An 18,819-nucleotide genomic window follows, 5' to 3' on the forward strand; every position below is an offset into this window, starting at 1 on the left:
AGAGCTCACTCCTTAATGACGGAATGTTCGCCAGTCACTGATAAACATACTTAAGCCTAATTCTTCGGTTCTCTTGAAAACTTCTTCGTCTCGTACTGAGCCACCTGGTTGAATAATAGCTACAATCCCAGCTTTAGCAGCTGCTTCTACGCCATCTGCGAAGGGGAAGAATGCGTCACTGGCCATAACGGCTCCCTGCGCTTTTTCTTGTGCCTGCTGTGTAGCAAAATCAACAGCGAAAACGCGGCTGCAGAAACCCATGCCAATACCGACTGCTTCTTTATCTTTAACAATAGCAACCGAATTGCTCTTTGAAAGAGCTGCAACTTTCCATGCCAGAAGCATGTCATTCCACAGATCATCACGACGTTTTCCAATCCATGTGCCTTTATCAGGATTTGGAAGGGGAGGTAACATGTCTTCCTGCATGAGGAAGCCGCTCCACGTACTTGTGATCTGCCATGGAAGGACTCTGCCGCCCTGCCACTTTAAAATACGTAAAGAAGGTTTTTTCTCTTTGAAATAGTTAAGAGTGTCTTCGTCAATATCAGGAGTGAGGATTACCTCTGTGAAGTGTTCAGAAATAACAAGGGCCGTTTCCATATCAAGAGGACGGGAAAGGCCGACAACTCCTCCAAAGGCAGAGAGAGAGTCGCATCTGAAGGCTTTTTCATAAGCTTCCTTTATTGTAGCTCCATATGCCATTCCGCATGGAGTTGTGTGTTTTATAACAAGAGCTCCAGGTGCATCCTGCAAAAGGGAAGCACCTCTCATGGCGCAATCCAAGTCAAGTATATTATTGTAGGAAAGAGGTTTACCAGAAAGTTGCTCCCAAGGCAATTCTTTCAGTGCGGGTGTATATAACGCAGCTTTCTGATGAGGATTTTCTCCGTAACGAAGCTCCTGCTTTTTCTTCAAGGAGAAGTTGAGCTCCTCATGTAATTCTTTTTCTACGCCAATTTCTGCAGAGAGACCTTCTGTGATTGTTCCATCATAGGTGGCAGTATGGGCAAATGCCTTAAGAGCCAGTTTTTGGCGTGTTGCTGTGCGTACGCAACCTTCCGCATCAAGTTCATCAAGCACCGCTTTATAGTCTGACGGATCAGTAAGAATAATAACGTGAGGATAATTCTTTGCGCTGGCACGAATGAGTGTAACGCCACCAATGTCTATATTCTCAAGAAGCTCATCAATGGTTGCTCCCTTTTTTGCAACTTCTTCGAATGGATATAGGTTACAAACCACCATATCGATAAGAGGAATTTTAAAGTTCTCAACATCCTTTAAGTCGCTTTCTAAATGGCGACGTGCGAGAATTCCTCCAGAGATAAGGGGATGGAGTGTCTTTACTCGTCCACCTAAAATATGGGGAAAACCTGTAAGATCTGAAACTTCAATAACCTCAAGTCCAGCTTCACGAAGTTTTTTAGCGGTTCCAGAACTTGAAACAATTTCCCAACCTCTTTCTACGAGGCTTTTAGCAAATTCTTCAATGCCCTCTTTGTCAAAAACAGAGATAAGGGCTCTTTTAGTTGCAGCCATCGATAGATCTCCTTTCACAAAAAGAATATGAACCTTCAAAAAGTTTTTTCAGAGTTTTCCAATATAATAAATGCTCTGTCTCATGTATTTTCACGGTGAGACTTTCAAGAGTATCTTGATTTTCAATGGGTACTGCCTTTTGAGCCAGAATAATTCCAGAGTCAACACCATGGTCGACTAAATGGATTGTAACACCTGTGATTTTTACCCCATAATCCCAAGCATCTTTTATCCCATTTGTTCCCGGGAAAGAAGGCAGCAAAGCCGGATGTATATTAACAATTTTATTTTCCCAACGACGCACAAATTTTGATGAGAGAATTTTCATGAAACCGGCAAGAACGATCCATTCAATATGTTCGGAAATGCAAAGTTCGTGCAAAAATTCTTCTGCATCTTCTCTTGATTGCGCTTTGTAAGGAAGAACAACTGTTTTTACGCCTATGCTCTCTGCATAGTGAAGTCCTCCGGCATTCGGATTATCACTTGCAACAAAAGCAACATCACATGGGAGGTCGCCTTTGTTAATCTTGTTGAGTATTGTTGCCATATTCGTGCCAGTTCCAGAAATGAGGATGGCTACACGAGTCATGACCGACAAACCTCACCGAATAGTACGGGATGTTCTCCTTCCTCAGTTAATATCTTCATAAAGTCATCAGCTTCTGAGGCAGGAAGAATAAATGTATATCCAATTCCAAGGTTAAATACGTGACGCATTTCTTTTTCTTCAACACCTGCATTGGCTATAACCTCAAAAATAGCAGGACGTTTCCACGATGAAAAGTCGACGTGTAACGTTAAACCTGAGGGAAGAACTCTCTGTATGTTTTCCTCAAGTCCGCCTCCCGTTATATGGGCCATACCATGAATTGGTGCCTTTTTAACGGTTTTCATAACAATTTTAGGGTAGAGGCGAGTAGGGCGAAGAAGAGCTTTCGAAAGAGGCTCTCCAAGCTCTGGAAGCGTAACGTCTATCGATAGGGCATTTTCGCCTTCTAAAAGGACTTTTCTTACAAGAGTATAACCATTGCTGTGAACGCCGGAACTCGGAAGGCCGACAAGCACGTCTCCTTCTTCTACATTGTGCCCATCTATTACATCTTTAGGGGAAACCATTCCGACGGCAAAACCTGCGAGGTCTATGCCTGTTTCGGGATATACGTCGGGCATTTCTGCCGTTTCTCCTCCAAGTAGGGCACATGTACTTTCCTCGCAAGCTTCGGCAACGCTTTTGACAATAGGTTCAAGAACGGTCTCATTGAGACGACCGCACGCAATATAATCAAGAAAGAAGAGAGGCTGGGCTCCGCATGTAATGAGGTCGTTAACGTTCATGGCAACGAGGTCTTGACCAAGTCCGCTGTAATCAGATGCAAGTTTGGCAACCTCAAGTTTTGTTCCCACTCCGTCGCAACATCCAGCAAGGAGAATGTCATCATTTATCTTGTAGAGGCCGCTGAAACCGCCGATTCCACCCACTACGTTCGGATTTTTAGGCAGAGATGACATAATACGGCCAATGGTTTTAACCCATTTGTTACCACCGTCAATATCAACTCCGGCTTCCTTATAACTCAAGCTCATCCTGTGTGTCTCCTTCCATATATTCTCCTGTAAAACAGGCAGTACATAATTCATTTCGGGGCAATCCTATCGCATTGATAAGATCTTCTTGGGTAATATATTCGAGAGAATCGGCCCCAATAATTTTACGAAGTTCCTCTATTTCCATTCGAGCTGCTGCCAGTTCCACCCTGCTGGGCGTATCTATGCCGTAATAACAGGGGAAACATACAGGTGGAGAAGAGATACGTACGTGAACTTCATCTGCTCCTCCGTCACGAATCATGGCGATAATTCGTTGACTTGTTGTCCCTCTAACGATGGAATCGTCGATGACAACCAATTTACGGTTTTTAATAAGATTGCAGATTGGGTTTAATTTTATACGTACGCCAAGTTCTCTTACCCGTTGTGTCGGATCAATGAAAGTACGTCCAACGTAGCGGTTACGAACAATAGCTTTTTCATAAGGAATAGTACTACCTTCAGCGAATCCCATAGAAGCAATAGTTCCGCTGTCTGGCATTCCTGTAACCATATCAGCGCTCGGACAAGGAGCTCTTTTTGCTAAGCAATGCCCCAACGCTTTACGGACGGCGTAAACAGAACGACCTGCAATAATACTGTCAGGACGAGCAAAATAGACGTACTCGAAAGAACACTGGTAATGTCGTTTTGTCTGTACAGGAATTTTAATGCTATGGATTCCTTCTTTATCTATGACAACAACTTCACCAGGAGAAACCTCCCGAACTAATTGAGCCCCAACAAGATCTAACGCACAAGTTTCAGAAGAGACATAAATAATATTGTCACGCTGACCTATTGAAAGGGGACGGAATCCCCAGGGATCTCTTGCAGCTACAAGTTTTCCCTCTAAGATCATTGCCAGAGAGTACGCCCCTCTAAGTCGTCGTAACGAATCGACAAAGGCGTCAATAGTTGGTTTATGGGGCTGATGAGCCATTAGGTGCAGAAGCACCTCTGTATCTGTGAGAGACTGAAAGATAGAGCCCCTATTCTCTAAATATTGTTTTAACGCTTCAGCATTCGTTATGTTTCCATTATGAGAAACAGCTACAGAACCTTTTGAGTTACTAGCTGTTAAAGGTTGTATATTTCGAGGATCGGAACCACCGGCAGTGGAGTAGCGAACATGACCAATTGCACATCGAGTGTCTATCTTTGCAAGTTCACTCTGGTCAAGGGCTAAATGGACAAGCCCGCTTCCCTTTTGTGTTCGTACTGCATTGTTTTCGTCTACCCAGGCCACTCCTGCAGATTCTTGCCCTCTATGCTGAAGAGCATAGAGGCCTAAATAGACATCTTCGAGAACGGGGCCTCCGTTTCTAGTGTAAGCGCCGAAGATTCCGCACATTTAACGACCCTCCCATTTTTCTGTAAGAACGGGAACGGGAAGATCAAAAATATTTTCAAGTGTAAGGTAGTTTCCACCAATCCTTCCCAGCTCAACAAAGGGGAAACCATTCCATATAAGACGGAACTGAACAACTTTGTTTGAAGGAACGGCATAAATAGCCCGAGGAGTTCCTTCTCCAAATAAAAATACATCGAGACGGGTGGGGAAAGACATCTTCATGGCGGCACCGATTCCTGTCATGATTGCTTCTTTTGCCAATGCTACGGCAAGGCCTCCACCAGCTAAAGGACGACCGCTATGAGCTAATTCCTCATGGGCTACCTTAAGAGCTCTATCACGAAAATCTTTTTCTGTTTCTGGAGTAAAGGGCAATGGACGTCCTTGGTTTTTCCCAGTGGTGCGCAGAAGATATTGGCTTCCATTCAACGGCGCATTCATAGCACCGACAAGGAAAAGATGATCGCCTTCCTGCCAAGCGCCACTTCGGAGGTAATGTTCTGGAGTATCTATAACCCCTACAGTCCCTACAACAGGTGTGGGGAGAATTCGCTGAGTGGAACTTTCATTATAGAGGCTTACATTTCCTGAAACGACAGGACATTCAAGCTCTTTGCAGCAGTCAGACATTCCGTGAACAACTTCTTCCAGTTCCCAATATTGTTCGGGATTTTCTGGAGAGGGGAAATTCAAGCAGTCAGTCAAACCGAGAGGGGTAGCTCCTGCTACGGCGAGGGCTCTGATTGATCTCGCCACTGTCTCAGCTCCGCCACGATATGGATCAAGATAGCATTTCCAAGGATCCGACTCCATAGCCATGGCAACAAGGCGCTTAGAATCTTTTATTCTAATAACGCTGACAGGAGCGCCAGGGCCCTGAACCGTATTAACCTGCACCATCTGGTCGTATTGTTCGTAAACCCATTTTTTGTCAGAAAGAGATGGAGATGTTACGAGATTCAGAACTGTTTCATTGAAATCTTCTGGTAATGGCAGGGTCTCAATTTCAAAATCCCATCGTTTTTCAAGGTCTTCCGGACGTTTTGAAGGCCAGTGAATGCCGGGACACTTATCGCCAATCAATGAAGCAGGCATTTGAGCAACTATTTCTGAATCCCATAAAATAGTATATTGATCACCTGGAACAGTTTCTCCTATATCAGTACAATCGAGTCCCCATTTTTTGGCGATTACTGCGACTTCGTCAAAATCATCAGGCTCGATAATGAGCAACATTCGTTCTTGTGACTCGGAAAGTGCTATTTCCCAGGGAGTCATTCCTTCTTCACGAAGGGGAACTTTATCGAAGTGAAGAATCATGCCGACACCGCTTTTTGCGGCGATTTCACTGGATGATGATGTAATTCCTGCCGCACCCATATCCTGCATACTGACGATTAGATTTTTATCTCTTAGCTCAAGACAAGCTTCAATAAGTAATTTTTCTGCGAAAGGGTCTCCAATCTGTATAGATGGGCGACTTGACTTCGTATCATCAGAAAGCTCTGCAGAAGCAAAAGCTGCTCCGGCTATGCCGTCGCGTCCTGTTTTTGAGCCAAGAATGAGTACGCGGAGGCCAGGCTTTGCTGTCTGTGAACTAACGAGCTGATCAAGTCGAACCAGACCGAGATTAAAAGCGTTAACAAGAGGGTTGTCAGTATAACATGTATCATATGCTGTCTTCCCGCCTACTGTAGGAACGCCGACTGCGTTTCCATAGCCGCCTATTCCGGCTACGATTCCCTCAGAAAGGTTTTGAGTCCTCTTGTTTTCAGGATCTCCAAAGAAGAGTCCGTCCATGGAAGCTGCCGGTCTTGCACCCAATGCGAGAATATCGCGGATAATTCCGCCAACACCGGTAGCGGCTCCCTGGTAAGGGGCAACAGCTGATGGATGGTTATGACTTTCTGCTTTAAAAGCAGCTCCCCATCCGTCACCTACATCAACTACGCCTGCATTTTCCCCAGGCCCTAACACTACTTTTTCCCCTTTAGTAGGGAAATTGCGCAAAAGGTGTTTCGTCGATTTATAACTGCAATGTTCTGACCACATAACCCCCATGATTCTGAGTTCATTTTCGTTGGGTTCGCGGCCAAGAACACGTTTCATTTCTTCATATTCATCTTCACGTAATCCAGCCAGTCGATAATCCATATCAGACACCTGCCTTATTTATCCATGCATTGATTGATTGCCACATGAGTGCTCCATCCTCGCCGCCAAGAAGTTTTTCGCTCGCTCTTTCAGGGTGTGGCATAAGTCCGAGGATATTTCCTTTTTTATTTATAATTCCTGCAATATTGTTCAGAGCTCCATTAGGTGTGTGCTCTTCTGAAACTTCCCCGTTGACCGAAGCGTAACGAAATACAACTTGATTATTTTTTTCCAATTCGTTGAGTTCATTTTCGGGAAGATAGAAAAGGCCTTCATGGTGAGCTATGGGAAATTGAACGATCTGACCTTTCGTATAATTGAGAGTAAAGGGTAAATCGTTGCGTTCTACCCGTAAATAGCATGGCTTACAAATGAAGCGAAGAGTTTTGTTGGGGAGCAATGCACCTGGTAAGAGGCCAGTTTCTGTAAGAATTTGGAAACCATTACATATTCCTAAAACAAGGCCTCCCTCTTCAGCATATTTGTGTACGGCGTCCATGATTGGAGAAAGGGAAGCTATAGCGCCCGTACGAAGATAGTCACCGTAAGAGAATCCTCCAGGTAAAACGACAAGATCAGTGCCAGAAGGCAGCTCTTTCTCTCCGTGCCACAAGGTTTCTACTGTGGCTCCCACAACATGTCTGAGGGCATATACGACATCCTGGTCGCAGTTGCTTCCAGGAAAGACAATAACTTGTGCTTTCACGGCCCTAAGCCTCCACTGCGATGATGGAAAAGTCTTCTATAAGTGAATTGACAAGAAGATCATCACACATGTTCTCTACTTGCTTTCGGGCGTCTTCTGCAGTGTCGCTATTGATAGAGAGTTGAATATATCTACCTACACGAACGCTTTTTAAAGCTGTATAGCCTAAAGATGTAAGAGAGCTGGCTACCGCCTTGCCCTGGGTATCAAGTACGCCTTCTTTGGGATAAATGAGAAGTTTTACAAGAAATGACATTTATTTGCCCTCCTTTTCTGATACGCGACGCCAGATTTCTCTGTATGCGCCAAGAACATCTCCGAGATCTTTGCGGAATCTATCTTTATCAAGCTTTTGCATAGTTGTCTTATCCCAGAACCGGCATGTATCAGGGGACATCTCATCAGCAAGAATAATTTGCCCCTCTGTATCAACACCAAATTCCAATTTGAAATCGACGAGGATAATATTTAAAGAGTCAAAATATGCGCTCATTAGTTTGTTTACTTTTAAACTTGTTTCTTTCATAAAAACAATCTGTTCTCTTGTAGCCCACCCGAAGAGTTCTGCGTGATCTTCAAGAATAAGTGGGTCTCCCAGTTCATCGTTCTTATAATAAAACTCTACAAGAGGATGCGGAAGGTGGATGTTTTCTTCAACGCCGAGGCGTTTGCATAAAGTACCAGTCGTTATATTTCGAACGACAACTTCTACGGGAAGGATGCTAACTTTTTTGACGATCTGATGTGTATCGTCAACTTTTTCAACAAAATGATTAGGAATCCCGTTATTTTTCATGTAGGTGAAAAGAGATGAGCTAATAGCGTTATTGAGTGAACCTTTACCTTCGATAGAATCTTTTTTTTGAGCATTAAATGCTGTAAGGTCATTTTTGTATTCCACAAGAATGAGATTTGGATCATTGGTACTGTACATTTTTTTGGCCTTGCCTTCGTACAAGAGCTCTCTTTTTTCCATAAGAGGCACCTCCAGAAAGGTTATGTTGCTTACATTATCATTCCTTCTCTTTTAAATGTCAATGATAACAGGGTTGTTTTGAACACAATAAATAAAAAGTTTTTCCCTTACATTATGGATTCTTGTTCTTTATAAAGGGAATATGTTTGAAGCTTCTTTTCAGGTATAATTTCTCAGTACGATATAGGTGATGTGATATACTTCTGTCCCTTGGACAGAGAAGAAAGTAAGCCTTCGAAAAAGAAGAAGCGGAGGGAATAGTTTAAATATGGATCTTTCAAGAATTCGCAATTTTTGTATTATTGCTCATATCGATCATGGGAAATCAACGCTGGCTGATCGTCTTATTGAATCTACGGGTACTGTAGAAATAAGAAAGATGAAAGCACAGCTCCTTGATTCTCTTGATTTAGAACGAGAACGAGGAATTACCATTAAGCTTGTTCCGGTACGAATGCAATACAAAAGTAAGGATGGCAACAATTATATTTTAAATCTCATTGATACTCCAGGACACGTGGACTTTACTTACGAAGTGTCTCGATCTATAGCATCATGTGAAGGAGCGTTACTCGTTGTTGATGCTTCTCAGGGCGTTGAGGCACAAACAGTTGCAAATGCCTACATGGCTGTTGATCATGGACTAGAGATTATTCCTGTTGTTAATAAGATTGATCTTCCATCGGCTCATCCTGAAGCGGTGCAAAAAGAGATAGAGGAGATTGTTGGAATCGATGCTACTGATGCGATTCTGGCAAGTGCTAAAGAAGGTACGGGAATTGAAGAAATTCTTGAAAGAATAATAGAGCAGGTGCCACCTCCTGAAGGCGATCCTAATGCATCATTGCAGGCTCTTATTTTTGATTCTGTCTACAATAATTATCGAGGTGTCATTTGCTACGTTCGAGTTGTCAATGGCACAATCAAGGCAGGACAGACTGTTCGTTTTATGGTAACGGGCTCTTCCTATCAAATAGAGGAAGTAGGAGTTTTTAGACCATTATTCGAACCTGTAGAGAGTCTTTCGGCTGGAGAAGTGGGATATGTCATCGCAAATATAAAGACAGTTGCAGAAGCCCATGTGGGAGATACTATTACTGATGATGAAAGACCTGCTGTTAAGCCTTTGGCCGGGTATAAAAAAGTAAAACCAGTTGTGTTCTGCGGTTTTTATCCAGTAGAAAGAGACGATTATCCTCAACTTCGCGATGCTCTTGAAAAATTAACATTGAACGATTCGTCCATAACTTTCGAACCAGAGTCGTCTGAAGCTCTCGGATTCGGTTTCAGGTGTGGTTTCTTGGGGCTTTTACATATGGATGTGGCTAAAGAACGGTTACGTCGTGAATTTGGAGTTGAGCTTGTCGCTACGGCGCCTAACGTAATATATGAAGTAACGACAAAAGGGAATACTGTTATAGAAGCTCATCGGCCTTCTGACTTCCCTGATATTTCTGATATAGAAGAAGTCAGAGAACCTATTATTCGCTTGACAATGTTCCTTCCATCTGAATTTGTAGGTAAGGTTATGCAGCTTTGTCAGGATAAGCGCGGGACATTTGTGTCGATGGATTATCTTTCCCCCGAACGTGTTCGACTTGTATATGATTTGCCTCTGGCAGAATTCATTCTTGATTTCCACGATAAACTGAAATCTCAAACGCGAGGTTTTGCTTCTCTTGATTATGAATATCGTGAATTAAAAGCAGCGGATCTTGTGCGAGTGGATGTTCTTATTAGTGGTGAGGCTGCTGATGCTTTTTCCTTTATTTGTCATAAAGACGCGGCTTTCCATAGAGGACAAGCTGTTGTAAGAAAGTTGAAGGAGCTTATCCCGAGACAGCTTTTCGAAGTTCCCATACAGGCTTCAGTGGGCCGACGTATTATTGTGCGGCAGAATGTAAAAGCTCTTCGTAAAGATGTTTTGGCAAAATGTTATGGTGGAGATATTTCTCGAAAGAGAAAGTTGCTAGAGAAACAGAAGGAAGGCAAAAAGAGAATGAAGCAGTTGGGAAAAGTTTCAATTCCACAAGAAGCCTTCCTTGCATTTCTTAAAGTTGACGAGGATGATGAACAATAGAACCATTATTTATCTATCTTCATGTTCCTTTTTGTTTTCAAAAATGCCCCTATTGTGCTTTTTATAGTATGCGAGGCACAAAAAATGACATTGATGCCTACCTAACGGCTTTGGAAAAAGAATTATTATGGTGGAAAGTGTATCTGGGCGACAAACCTAGGGCACTTTCCATATATATAGGTGGAGGAACTCCTACTTGCCTTTCTGTTGAGCAATGGCAGAGGCTTATTGATCTTTTACAGAGATATGTTAGAGTCAATAGCGATGTAGAAATTTCTGTGGAAGCTAATCCTGATTCCCTCACAGAGGAACATATGAAACTTTGGAAGGGATGGGGTGTCAAAAGGGTCAGTTTAGGCGTTCAAAGTCTATGTGATGAAGAGCTTTTGTGGTTGAAGCGAACTCATACAGCTAAAAGAGCTTTGTGGGCTATTGATCGACTTTTACATTTCGGATTCCACGTAAGTGGAGACCTTATGTTTGGTCTTGCAGGCCAGTCTTTAAGAAAGTGGCATACCTCTCTTTCCAACCTGGTTCATTCCGGAGTAACACATATCTCTATATATCAACTTTCAATAGAAGAAGGATCTGTTTGGGGGAAAAATCCTCCATCTGGAGTGCAGAATGGATATGTTCACTATAGATGGGCCCAATGGTATTTGGAAAAAAGTGGATTTTCCCAGTATGAAATAGCAAGCTTCTCTCGACCGGGATATGAATGTCGACATAATCAGGCATATTGGTTTGAGAAGAACGTGTTGCCTCTCGGCCCTTCTGCGTGGGGATATATAGATGGCACCCGTTTTTGGAATGTCAAAACTCTAGCAGAATACCTAAAAAGGGCCACTATGAATATTTCTCCAGTAGAGGGCAAAGAACGCCTGACTCTCGAAAAAAGCGGAAGAGAATCAGCTGTTCTCGCATTGCGAACTTCACGAGGAATACATATTCCTTCTTTTAAAGAACGTTACGGAGAAGATCTTATTAACTCTATTCTTTTTGAATTCGAAAATGTTCCGGAAGATTGTTTGTGTTGGAAGGGAGATTTTTTGAGCCTTTCTCGAAAAGGTATGCGTGTGGCCAATTCCATATGGTCACTTATTATCTAATAAAGAAAGGAAGAGGATATTGTATTGGTTACTGAAAATTACCGACGTTGACGAAGATCTTTTTCAACATCTCTTGTTTTTGATCCCCAAATTTTACGCAGAAAAAAGCAGACCACCTTTTGGATACGAGTTGAAGGTGAAAGAAGATTTTATGAGATTTATAGATCACATGGCAGATGTTTCAAGTGCCGTATCCTATTGTCTGAAACATATGGTGAGAGTTTATGCTGCTGATAATAAAGATGAGTTAATGGTTCTTTTAGTGGGCTCAGATGCAGAAAATATTGGGGCTTGGATTGGAAAAGATGAGCTTATGCAGAATGCTTCTGTAACAATAGGGAGTTTTTCCACTGTTCCTGAGGCTGATTGGACAATAATGGGCATTGCCTTCCCCGGATGGCTGGTTGTTTTTGATGATACGGCGGAAGTTGCCTGTAGGGATGATACAGATAAGGATTTTGACATTGTATATATTCCTCAAATAGAGAAATTTGAAGAACTCTTTGAGGATATGACTCCTGATAAAAATGCGGAAGAGGCTGCGTCTATCCTATTGGATATGACGTTTCACTCTCTCCCGCTACGTTTGTAATTTGTAAACGAAATAAAGTTACATTGAAATAACTTTTGAGGCTTTTAATAGGGTGTCGGTGATTTCAAACATATTTGAAATTGTTCCGACACCAATTTTTTCTGTAATTCCGAAATGATTAGAGCATGTCCCGCATACGAGAATTGTTGTTCCTTTTGACGCTATATCCTGAAGGTGTTCGCATGTTGGGGTTCCTTTAAGAGCCAGTTTTACGCCTTCGTTCATAAGCGCTATATATGCCGGAGGAACATCAAGCTGGGCCAACGTTCCTAAAAAGCCTTTAATTAAAACTTCCCCTAGCTCTTTGTCATCTCCACCCATTACGTTATGTGAAATAAAAATGGCATTTTTTTCTTCAGGGCAGGATTTTGCCTGAGCTGATGCAGCTTTTTTCTGAGGATCTTGGGAAAGGTTGCCTGTTAGCTGTGCTTCTACTATAAGATCGCCGTTATCATCACGAAGTGATACTGAAAATCCCTGTTTTGATAGAAAACGTTGTACGTTAGATGCAGCTACAGGGTTATCAAGAAAGACTGTAACATCTTTTGCACCATTATCAACAGCTTGTTTTGTCATCATAACAGGTTGGGGGCATGCTTTGCCACGGGCATCAATTTTGGTTGTCATTGTTTGTTTCCTCCTTTATAGCGTGTACAATGGTTTTAACATCAAAGATATGTTACTCTAACTTTAGGAATAACAGTTATGAATGTATCTCATTATCTTAATTTTTTCCAGTTATTTTTAAGAGCATTGAATAAACTTCAAGTTATCAGGAAGGTAGGGAATAGTGGTGGAATCTGATAAAAACAAAATATTAAAAAATCTACCCGCCATGGATGTTTTGCTTAATCAAAAATGGGTTTCCCCCTATGAAAAAGAGCTCGGAAGAGACATGATCAAGAAGGTTTTTACCTCTTTGTTGGCGGAGACGAGAAAGGCAGTTCTTCAGAACGAACATGTAGAGACATCTATTGAGGGTCTGAACCAGAAAGCCCTTTCAATCTTTAAAAGACGAGTTGCTCATAGCTTGCAGTCTGTAGTTAATGCAACAGGAGTGACTGTTCACACAAATCTTGGACGTTCTTGTCTTCCTTCGGAAGCGGTGGAAGCCGTATGTAATGTGGCAGCGCACTATAATACTCTCGAATTTAACCTGGAGGAAGGAAAAAGAGGGCAAAGGAATTCTCATGTGGAATGGCTTCTTTGTGAAGTGACAGGTGCTGAAGCAGCCATTGTTGTTAATAATAATGCAGGAGCGGTTTTACTCTGTCTTGCCGCTTTGGCCCGTGATAAAGAGGTTATCGTTTCCCGTGGAGAGCTTGTGGAGATTGGTGGTTCCTTTAGAATTCCTGATATTATGACTTTTTCGGGTGCGCGGCTGGTAGAGGTTGGAGCTACGAACAGAACTCATCTCAAAGACTTTGTTCAAGCTTTTTCAGAAGAAACGGCTATGGTGTTAAAAGTACATCCATCCAATTTTAAAATAGAGGGATTTAGTTCTACTGTTCCCCGAGAGGATTTAAGCCGTTTGGCAAAGGATAAAAACGTTATCTTCATGGAAGATTTGGGAAGTGGAGTGCTTATTGATCTCTCTCCGTGGGGACTTTATGGTGAGCCCACAGTTAGAGATTGTATTGCGTCAGGCGTTGATATCGTTACTTTCTCGGGAGATAAAATGCTGGGAGGCCCTCAGATTGGAGCAGTGGTTGGCAAAAAAGAGCTGATAGATAAATTAAGAACGTATCCTCTTCTGCGAGCAATGCGCGTTGATAAGATGACTTTGGCAGCTTTTGAATCTGTTCTGAGAATGTATTTGCAGGGAAGGTGGCAAGAAATACCCACTCTTAATATGCTGACTGCTTCTTTGAAAGACCTAAAGAAAAAGGCACAACGACTTCGTCGGAAAATAAAAAGGGCTTTTCCTGATCTTGATGTTTCGGTTGTTGAGGTCAATGATGCTGTAGGCGGAGGAGCCTTCCCCGTAACGGAGTTAAAAGGGTACGGTGTAGCTCTTAGAAACACGAACAGGGGAAGCGCTGGAACCCTCCAAGCCCTTCTCAGAGAGGCGCCAGAGCCAATAGTTGCAGGTGCAGGTGAAGATACCCTTCTTTTCCATGTTCGAACGCTTTTAGATGGAGATATGGAGCGAATACTCAGCGGACTAGCATGGATGTTGGAGGTGAAATAGTAGTGAATGAACAGGAAATATCCCTTGTTTTGGGTACGGCTGGTCATATTGACCATGGCAAAACAACACTTGTTCGAGCTCTGACAGGTCTTGATTGCGATAGACTCAACGAAGAGAAAAAACGTGGAATAACCATAGAATTAGGGTTTGCTCCTTTAAAGTTGTCTGATGGTCGGATTGTCAGTATTGTGGACGTTCCGGGGCATGAGAAGTTTATTCGACAAATGGTTGCAGGAGCTTCAGGCGTAGATGCAGTAATGTTGGTTGTTGCAGCTGATGAAGGCGTTATGCCTCAGACTCGAGAACATCTAGCTATCCTCAACCTTCTGGGTGTGAAAGATGGGCTGATTGTCATTACAAAGTCAGATATGGTTGATGATGAACTTTTGGAACTTGCAGTAGCTGATGTAGCTGACTTTGTTCAGGGGACCTTTTTGCAAGGGAAGGCAATTATACCGGTCTCTTCTGTAACGAATAAAAACATACCTCTTCTTATGGAAGAATTAGCGAAGTTGGTTGATAGAGTTAATCCTCGAACTCGTAGCGGTCCCTTTTTTATGCCAATAGACAGAGCTTTTCCTATTTCTGGTTTTGGAACGGTAGTGACTGGTACTGCCTATAGGGGGCAGGTGTCACCAGGAATGGATCTTTCTATTTTGCCCGCCGATCAGGAAGTTCGCGTTCGGAGTGTACAGGTGCATAGTCATGGTGTTGAGGTGGCCTGGGCCGGTCAACGTGTTGCTATGAGTCTTTCTGGCGTATCCTTAGACGATCTGACGCGAGGAGACGTCGTGTGTGCTAAGGATATTTACAAAAAGACAAAATGCTGTGACGTAGAGTTGAGGCTTCTTCAATCTTCTCCCGAGCCCCTGAAACACTGGCAACGAGTTCGACTTCACATTGGAACAGCAGATGTTATTGCTCGAGTTTCCCTGTTTGATAAGACTACTCTTTTACCAGGGGAATCGACAGTTGCGCAACTTGTACTGGAAGAAGATATTGTTGCTTCTATTGATCAGCGTTTTGTAATTCGGTTTTACAGTCCCCTTGTTACAATTGGAGGGGGAAGAATATTATTTGCCTATGGAAGAAAACCGAAGGGGAAAGGTGCAAAAAACAGTTACAAGCATCGTCTTGAAAGTTTGATGAGCGCCAATGATTTACAAGAGAGAATCAATATCCTTGTTAAATCTCATGGCTCCATTTCACGTGGAGACATAATATTCGACCTGCAGGAGTTGCCAGAAGATATTATAGTAATGGCCCAAAAATTGGAAGAAGAAGGGGAAATGGTGATACTCTCAGCTTCGACTGATTATTATATGTCCCCAGAAACTTTCAAAGAATATCACGATGCAGTAGAACAATTCTTGACCAACTTCCACAGCGAACGCCCCCATCAGGCGGGGTGTATTATAGATGATATCTTAACAGGTCCTTTAAAGCTGCTTGAGAGAAAACTTGCACGAACATTGCTTGATACGATAAGTCAAAGAAATCTTATTGTCATTGACGGTAATTTTGTACGGTTATCAGATTTTACTCCACAGGATGATACTCTTTTCTTTAAACGTCTTGAGGAATTCCACGCATATTGCGAAGAACTTGGATTTCAACTTCCGCTTATCGAAGAAGTGCAACAAAAGATGGCTATGAGTGAAAAAGATTTTTCGCTCTTCTTAAAAGATCTTCGTGAACGTGGAGAATCCTTTATTGTTGGCAGCAAGTATATTTTGTCAAAAAAAGTTGAGGAAAGACTTCTCTTTATCTTGAAAGATATTAAAGACAACATAACAATTGCTACTGTTCGCGATGTTACTGGAAGTAGTAGAAAATTTGTTTTGCCCCTTCTTGAGTATATGGATGCCAGGGGATATACCCGAAGGGTCGGGGAGAAAAGAGTTTTACTCTTACACAAATTGGAAGCAAAAAGTTAAAAATAAGGTAACAATTTCGCGAGGTTTTAGCCACATTGTTTGTGTTTTATGTATTTTTGTGTTATAATTCATAAAACTTAACAGTAGGAGTGACCCTTTATGGCTGGAAACCTTGCTTCGATTCGTGAGCAAGTGGCATTGTACAAGGGATTGCGCGTGAAATACCGGACATCAAAAGGACGCCGAAAAATTGAAGAAAAACAGGGTGTCGTACTAGAAACATATCCGAACCTCTTTACGCTTTATGTTGAATCTCAAGATAGTAAAGTATCGTTCAGTTATGTGGAACTTCTTACAAAAGAAGTTGAATTGGAGCCGATGTCTGGAGACAATACATAATAAGCCTTGTATGTAACCTTAAGCCCCTGGCGCTGTAATGCGCCGGGGTATTTTTTTTGTCTAGGGAGGAGCATTGATGCGATATTCTGTCTCTTCTGATGGAAAATTAAATTTGACTTTACGGCTGACCCGAAAATTAGAGAATGGATATCATTCCTTAGTTTCTCTTTTTGGGCGGTTACCGGCAATCGAGACATTGACAATTTCCACTAGTAAAGAAGATAATGTCAGGGAATTAGAGCTACGAAGCAATATGAAGATCAATGGAGAAAATTCTGTAGAAAAGACAATGCGCTTTTTAAGAAATGATGGTTGGCTTCTTCCTCATCTTAATATTTATCTATCAAAGCGTATTCCTCCAGGAACTGGCCTGGGGGCGGGAAGTGGAAATGCAGCTTCTTTTGCTCGTTGGGCTCGCTTTTTTGAGGGAAAGCCTGTTTCTCCACATATTTTAGAAAAAGTTGGGGCTGATGTTCCTTTTCTTTACAGTGATTCTTCTCTAGCTCTTGTGCAAGGAGTAGGTGAGAAGTATACATATAAAGCATCCTTTCCACCCTTTAAGATACTTGTTGCCATACCAGAATGGAGGGTGTCTACTCCTTGGGCTTATGCGGAAGTAGATAAATTTTATAAAATAGCTGAGGGAGGAAATTTTCCTCTCGACGAAGAAAAGAGTCTTGACGAAGCAGAAAAGTATTATGAAGCTTTGTCACGGGGCGAAAATGTAGGGCTTTTACCCAATGATTTTTACCCATGGTTGTTTGGAATGCATTCTGAATACGAGGAATTTTTTAATGCGTGTAAACAAAGTGGCGCTATCGCCTATGGACTGTCGGGGAGTGGAAGTAGTGTCTTTGCTTTATTTAACTCTGAAGATGCGTGCGTAAAACTATCCGACTTTGAAAAAATGCAGTGGATTCAACAAATTCTATTTTGGAGTGATGATCGTTGAAAGGACAGAGAACGGAACGTCTTATCAGGACTGTATGCCGTTTTTTGACAACGCCGTCTCGACAAATTTCCCTTACAGCACTTTCGAACGATTTTGGCGTTTCAAAAACCGTTATTAGTGATGATGTGGTAATGATCGATTCGGCTTTAACCCAGGAAGGTCTGGGGGGAATTCAAGTCGACAGGGGGAGAACCGGAGGAGCTTCTTTTGTTCCGGCAATGTCGCAAGAAGTAAAAGATGAACTTTTTAACGAAATAATATCTCTTCTTTCTCACGAAGATCGAATTTTACCTGGAGGACTAATCTATTACAGTGATATCCTCTTCAATCCATATTATACTTCTCGTCTTGGGCTTGTTATGGCGAGCCTTTTTCAGGCATCTAAACCTGACATAGTGATGACATCTGAGGTAAAGGGAATTCCTCTTGGACTTTTTACAGCCCATGCTCTTGGAGTTCCTCTTGCGGTTTGCCGCTTTAGAAATCGTCCCAGTGACGGTTCTGCTGTTGCTGTTCATTTCCCGACAAAGACAGGGGAAGTGAAGGCTATGTATATGGGAACAAAACAGCTTCAGCGAGGCAGTAGAGTCTTAATAGTAGACGACTTCATGAGAGGTGGCAGTACGGCTGCCGGAATGTTGCTTGTTGCGAAAGAGTTTGGAGCAGATGTTTGCGGCATTGGCGTCTTCCTTGCTGCGTCGGAACCGGAAGTAAAGGCTGTTTCTGACTATGTTGCTTTATTCCATCTAAAAGGGATCGGGAAATCAACCCCTGAAGTTACTTTTTCAAAATAAGCTCAAAATAAGATTGAGAACAAAGTTTGACTCTGAATCTGACCTGATATAAAATCCTGCTTCAGGAGGAGGTGACCGGTCTTCATGCGTGTAAGTCTCGACAAAAACGAGTGCATAGGTTGCGGCGTATGTGCTCAGATTTGCCCAGAGGTATTTTCATTGGACGAGGATGCCGGGGTAGCGAAAGTAATGAAGCCGGAAGGTGCTGAGTGTGTTAGCGATGCAGCTGAAAGCTGTCCTGTAGGCTGTATTACAGTTGAGGAATAGATTCTTCGGTTGAAAAATCCCCCTTTAGTTGTGAAAAAAGATATTTTAGTGATTTAGGGCTTGCAATTAGAGGGGAGTCGGGCGTATAATGATCAGCGTTCTTTTCGGGCCTATAGCTCAAGTGGCTAGAGCCACCGGCTCATAACCGGAAGGTTCCTGGTTCGAGTCCAGGTAGGCCCACCATCGAAGATAAGAGCCGTTTCCCTGCAGGAAGCGGCTTTTTTTGTATGGTGTGA

18 protein-coding genes and 1 tRNA gene are annotated in these 18,819 nt (G+C 42.5%); 10 read left to right on the top strand and 9 right to left on the bottom strand.

What is annotated here, in order from left to right; all coding sequences use genetic code 11:
- Positions 1–12: 12 nt before the first annotated feature.
- From purH to purC, 8 genes are read right to left on the bottom strand one after another with little or no spacing between them, the layout of a single operon-like run.
- Positions 13–1,542, bottom strand: coding sequence for a bifunctional phosphoribosylaminoimidazolecarboxamide formyltransferase/IMP cyclohydrolase (gene purH, locus RBH88_RS04555; protein ID WP_213690554.1), 1,530 nt, complete (start codon positions 1,540–1,542; stop codon positions 13–15).
- Positions 1,529–2,134, bottom strand: a complete 606-nt coding sequence (purN, locus tag RBH88_RS04560; protein WP_213690553.1) for a phosphoribosylglycinamide formyltransferase — start codon at positions 2,132–2,134, stop codon at positions 1,529–1,531. The genes purH and purN overlap by 14 nt, the downstream gene beginning before the upstream one ends.
- On the bottom strand, positions 2,131–3,129 hold the full coding sequence (gene purM / locus RBH88_RS04565) for a phosphoribosylformylglycinamidine cyclo-ligase (RefSeq protein ID WP_213690552.1): 999 nt from the start codon (positions 3,127–3,129) through the stop codon (positions 2,131–2,133). The genes purN and purM overlap by 4 nt, the downstream gene beginning before the upstream one ends.
- The gene (gene purF / locus RBH88_RS04570) at positions 3,113–4,486 is read right to left on the bottom strand and encodes an amidophosphoribosyltransferase (RefSeq protein WP_213690551.1); all 1,374 of its coding nucleotides are present in this window, start codon (positions 4,484–4,486) and stop codon (positions 3,113–3,115) included. The genes purM and purF overlap by 17 nt, the downstream gene beginning before the upstream one ends.
- A complete protein-coding gene (purL, locus tag RBH88_RS04575) occupies positions 4,487–6,640 on the bottom strand; it encodes a phosphoribosylformylglycinamidine synthase subunit PurL (RefSeq protein ID WP_213690550.1) in 2,154 nt (717 codons plus the stop codon). It abuts the gene before it with no gap.
- A 1-nt stretch (position 6,641) separates the two neighbouring features.
- Entirely contained in the window at positions 6,642–7,346 is a 705-nt protein-coding gene (purQ, locus tag RBH88_RS04580) for a phosphoribosylformylglycinamidine synthase subunit PurQ (RefSeq protein WP_213695906.1), read from the bottom strand.
- A gap of 4 nt (positions 7,347–7,350) precedes the next feature.
- Positions 7,351–7,602, bottom strand: a complete 252-nt coding sequence (gene purS, locus RBH88_RS04585) for a phosphoribosylformylglycinamidine synthase subunit PurS (protein WP_213690548.1) — start codon at positions 7,600–7,602, stop codon at positions 7,351–7,353.
- The gene (gene purC / locus RBH88_RS04590) at positions 7,603–8,322 is read right to left on the bottom strand and encodes a phosphoribosylaminoimidazolesuccinocarboxamide synthase (RefSeq protein WP_213690547.1); all 720 of its coding nucleotides are present in this window, start codon (positions 8,320–8,322) and stop codon (positions 7,603–7,605) included.
- A gap of 268 nt (positions 8,323–8,590) precedes the next feature.
- Here purC and lepA point away from each other — a divergent pair, with 268 nt between their 5' ends.
- The 3 genes from lepA to RBH88_RS04605 are packed head-to-tail and all read left to right on the top strand — an operon-like array spanning position 8,591 to position 12,103.
- On the top strand, positions 8,591–10,402 hold the full coding sequence (lepA, locus tag RBH88_RS04595; protein WP_307880010.1) for a translation elongation factor 4: 1,812 nt from the start codon (positions 8,591–8,593) through the stop codon (positions 10,400–10,402).
- Between the two features lie 11 nt (positions 10,403–10,413).
- The gene (hemW, locus tag RBH88_RS04600; RefSeq protein WP_307880073.1) at positions 10,414–11,511 is read left to right on the top strand and encodes a radical SAM family heme chaperone HemW; all 1,098 of its coding nucleotides are present in this window, start codon (positions 10,414–10,416) and stop codon (positions 11,509–11,511) included.
- Between the two features lie 19 nt (positions 11,512–11,530).
- Positions 11,531–12,103, top strand: a complete 573-nt coding sequence (locus tag RBH88_RS04605) for a hypothetical protein (protein ID WP_213690517.1) — start codon at positions 11,531–11,533, stop codon at positions 12,101–12,103.
- A gap of 18 nt (positions 12,104–12,121) precedes the next feature.
- Here the strand turns inward: RBH88_RS04605 and yedF are convergent, their stop codons facing one another.
- Positions 12,122–12,730: a sulfurtransferase-like selenium metabolism protein YedF gene (gene yedF, locus RBH88_RS04610; RefSeq protein ID WP_213690518.1), complete on the bottom strand. Its 609-nt coding sequence runs from the start codon at positions 12,728–12,730 to the stop codon at positions 12,122–12,124.
- 163 nt (positions 12,731–12,893) lie between these two features.
- On the opposite strand from yedF, the gene selA reads away from it, so the two are divergent.
- From selA to RBH88_RS04645, 7 genes are all read left to right on the top strand, one after another.
- On the top strand, positions 12,894–14,294 hold the full coding sequence (gene selA / locus RBH88_RS04615; RefSeq protein WP_307880011.1) for an L-seryl-tRNA(Sec) selenium transferase: 1,401 nt from the start codon (positions 12,894–12,896) through the stop codon (positions 14,292–14,294).
- A gap of 2 nt (positions 14,295–14,296) precedes the next feature.
- Positions 14,297–16,231, top strand: coding sequence for a selenocysteine-specific translation elongation factor (gene selB, locus RBH88_RS04620; RefSeq protein ID WP_213699397.1), 1,935 nt, complete (start codon positions 14,297–14,299; stop codon positions 16,229–16,231).
- A gap of 99 nt (positions 16,232–16,330) precedes the next feature.
- On the top strand, positions 16,331–16,570 hold the full coding sequence (locus RBH88_RS04625; protein WP_213690520.1) for a Veg family protein: 240 nt from the start codon (positions 16,331–16,333) through the stop codon (positions 16,568–16,570).
- Positions 16,571–16,646: 76 nt separating this feature from the next.
- The gene (locus RBH88_RS04630; RefSeq protein WP_307880012.1) at positions 16,647–17,522 is read left to right on the top strand and encodes a 4-(cytidine 5'-diphospho)-2-C-methyl-D-erythritol kinase; all 876 of its coding nucleotides are present in this window, start codon (positions 16,647–16,649) and stop codon (positions 17,520–17,522) included.
- Positions 17,519–18,316, top strand: a complete 798-nt coding sequence (locus tag RBH88_RS04635; RefSeq protein WP_213690522.1) for a phosphoribosyltransferase family protein — start codon at positions 17,519–17,521, stop codon at positions 18,314–18,316. Before RBH88_RS04630 ends, RBH88_RS04635 begins: the two co-directional genes overlap by 4 nt.
- Positions 18,317–18,400: 84 nt before the next feature.
- Entirely contained in the window at positions 18,401–18,583 is a 183-nt protein-coding gene (locus RBH88_RS04640) for a ferredoxin (RefSeq protein WP_213690523.1), read from the top strand.
- 106 nt (positions 18,584–18,689) lie between these two features.
- Positions 18,690–18,766 (top strand) — tRNA-Ile (locus RBH88_RS04645).
- The last annotated feature ends 53 nt before the right edge of the window (positions 18,767–18,819 follow it).

The organism is Aminobacterium sp. MB27-C1 (genome assembly GCF_030908405.1).
Taxonomy (GTDB): domain Bacteria; phylum Synergistota; class Synergistia; order Synergistales; family Aminobacteriaceae; genus Aminobacterium.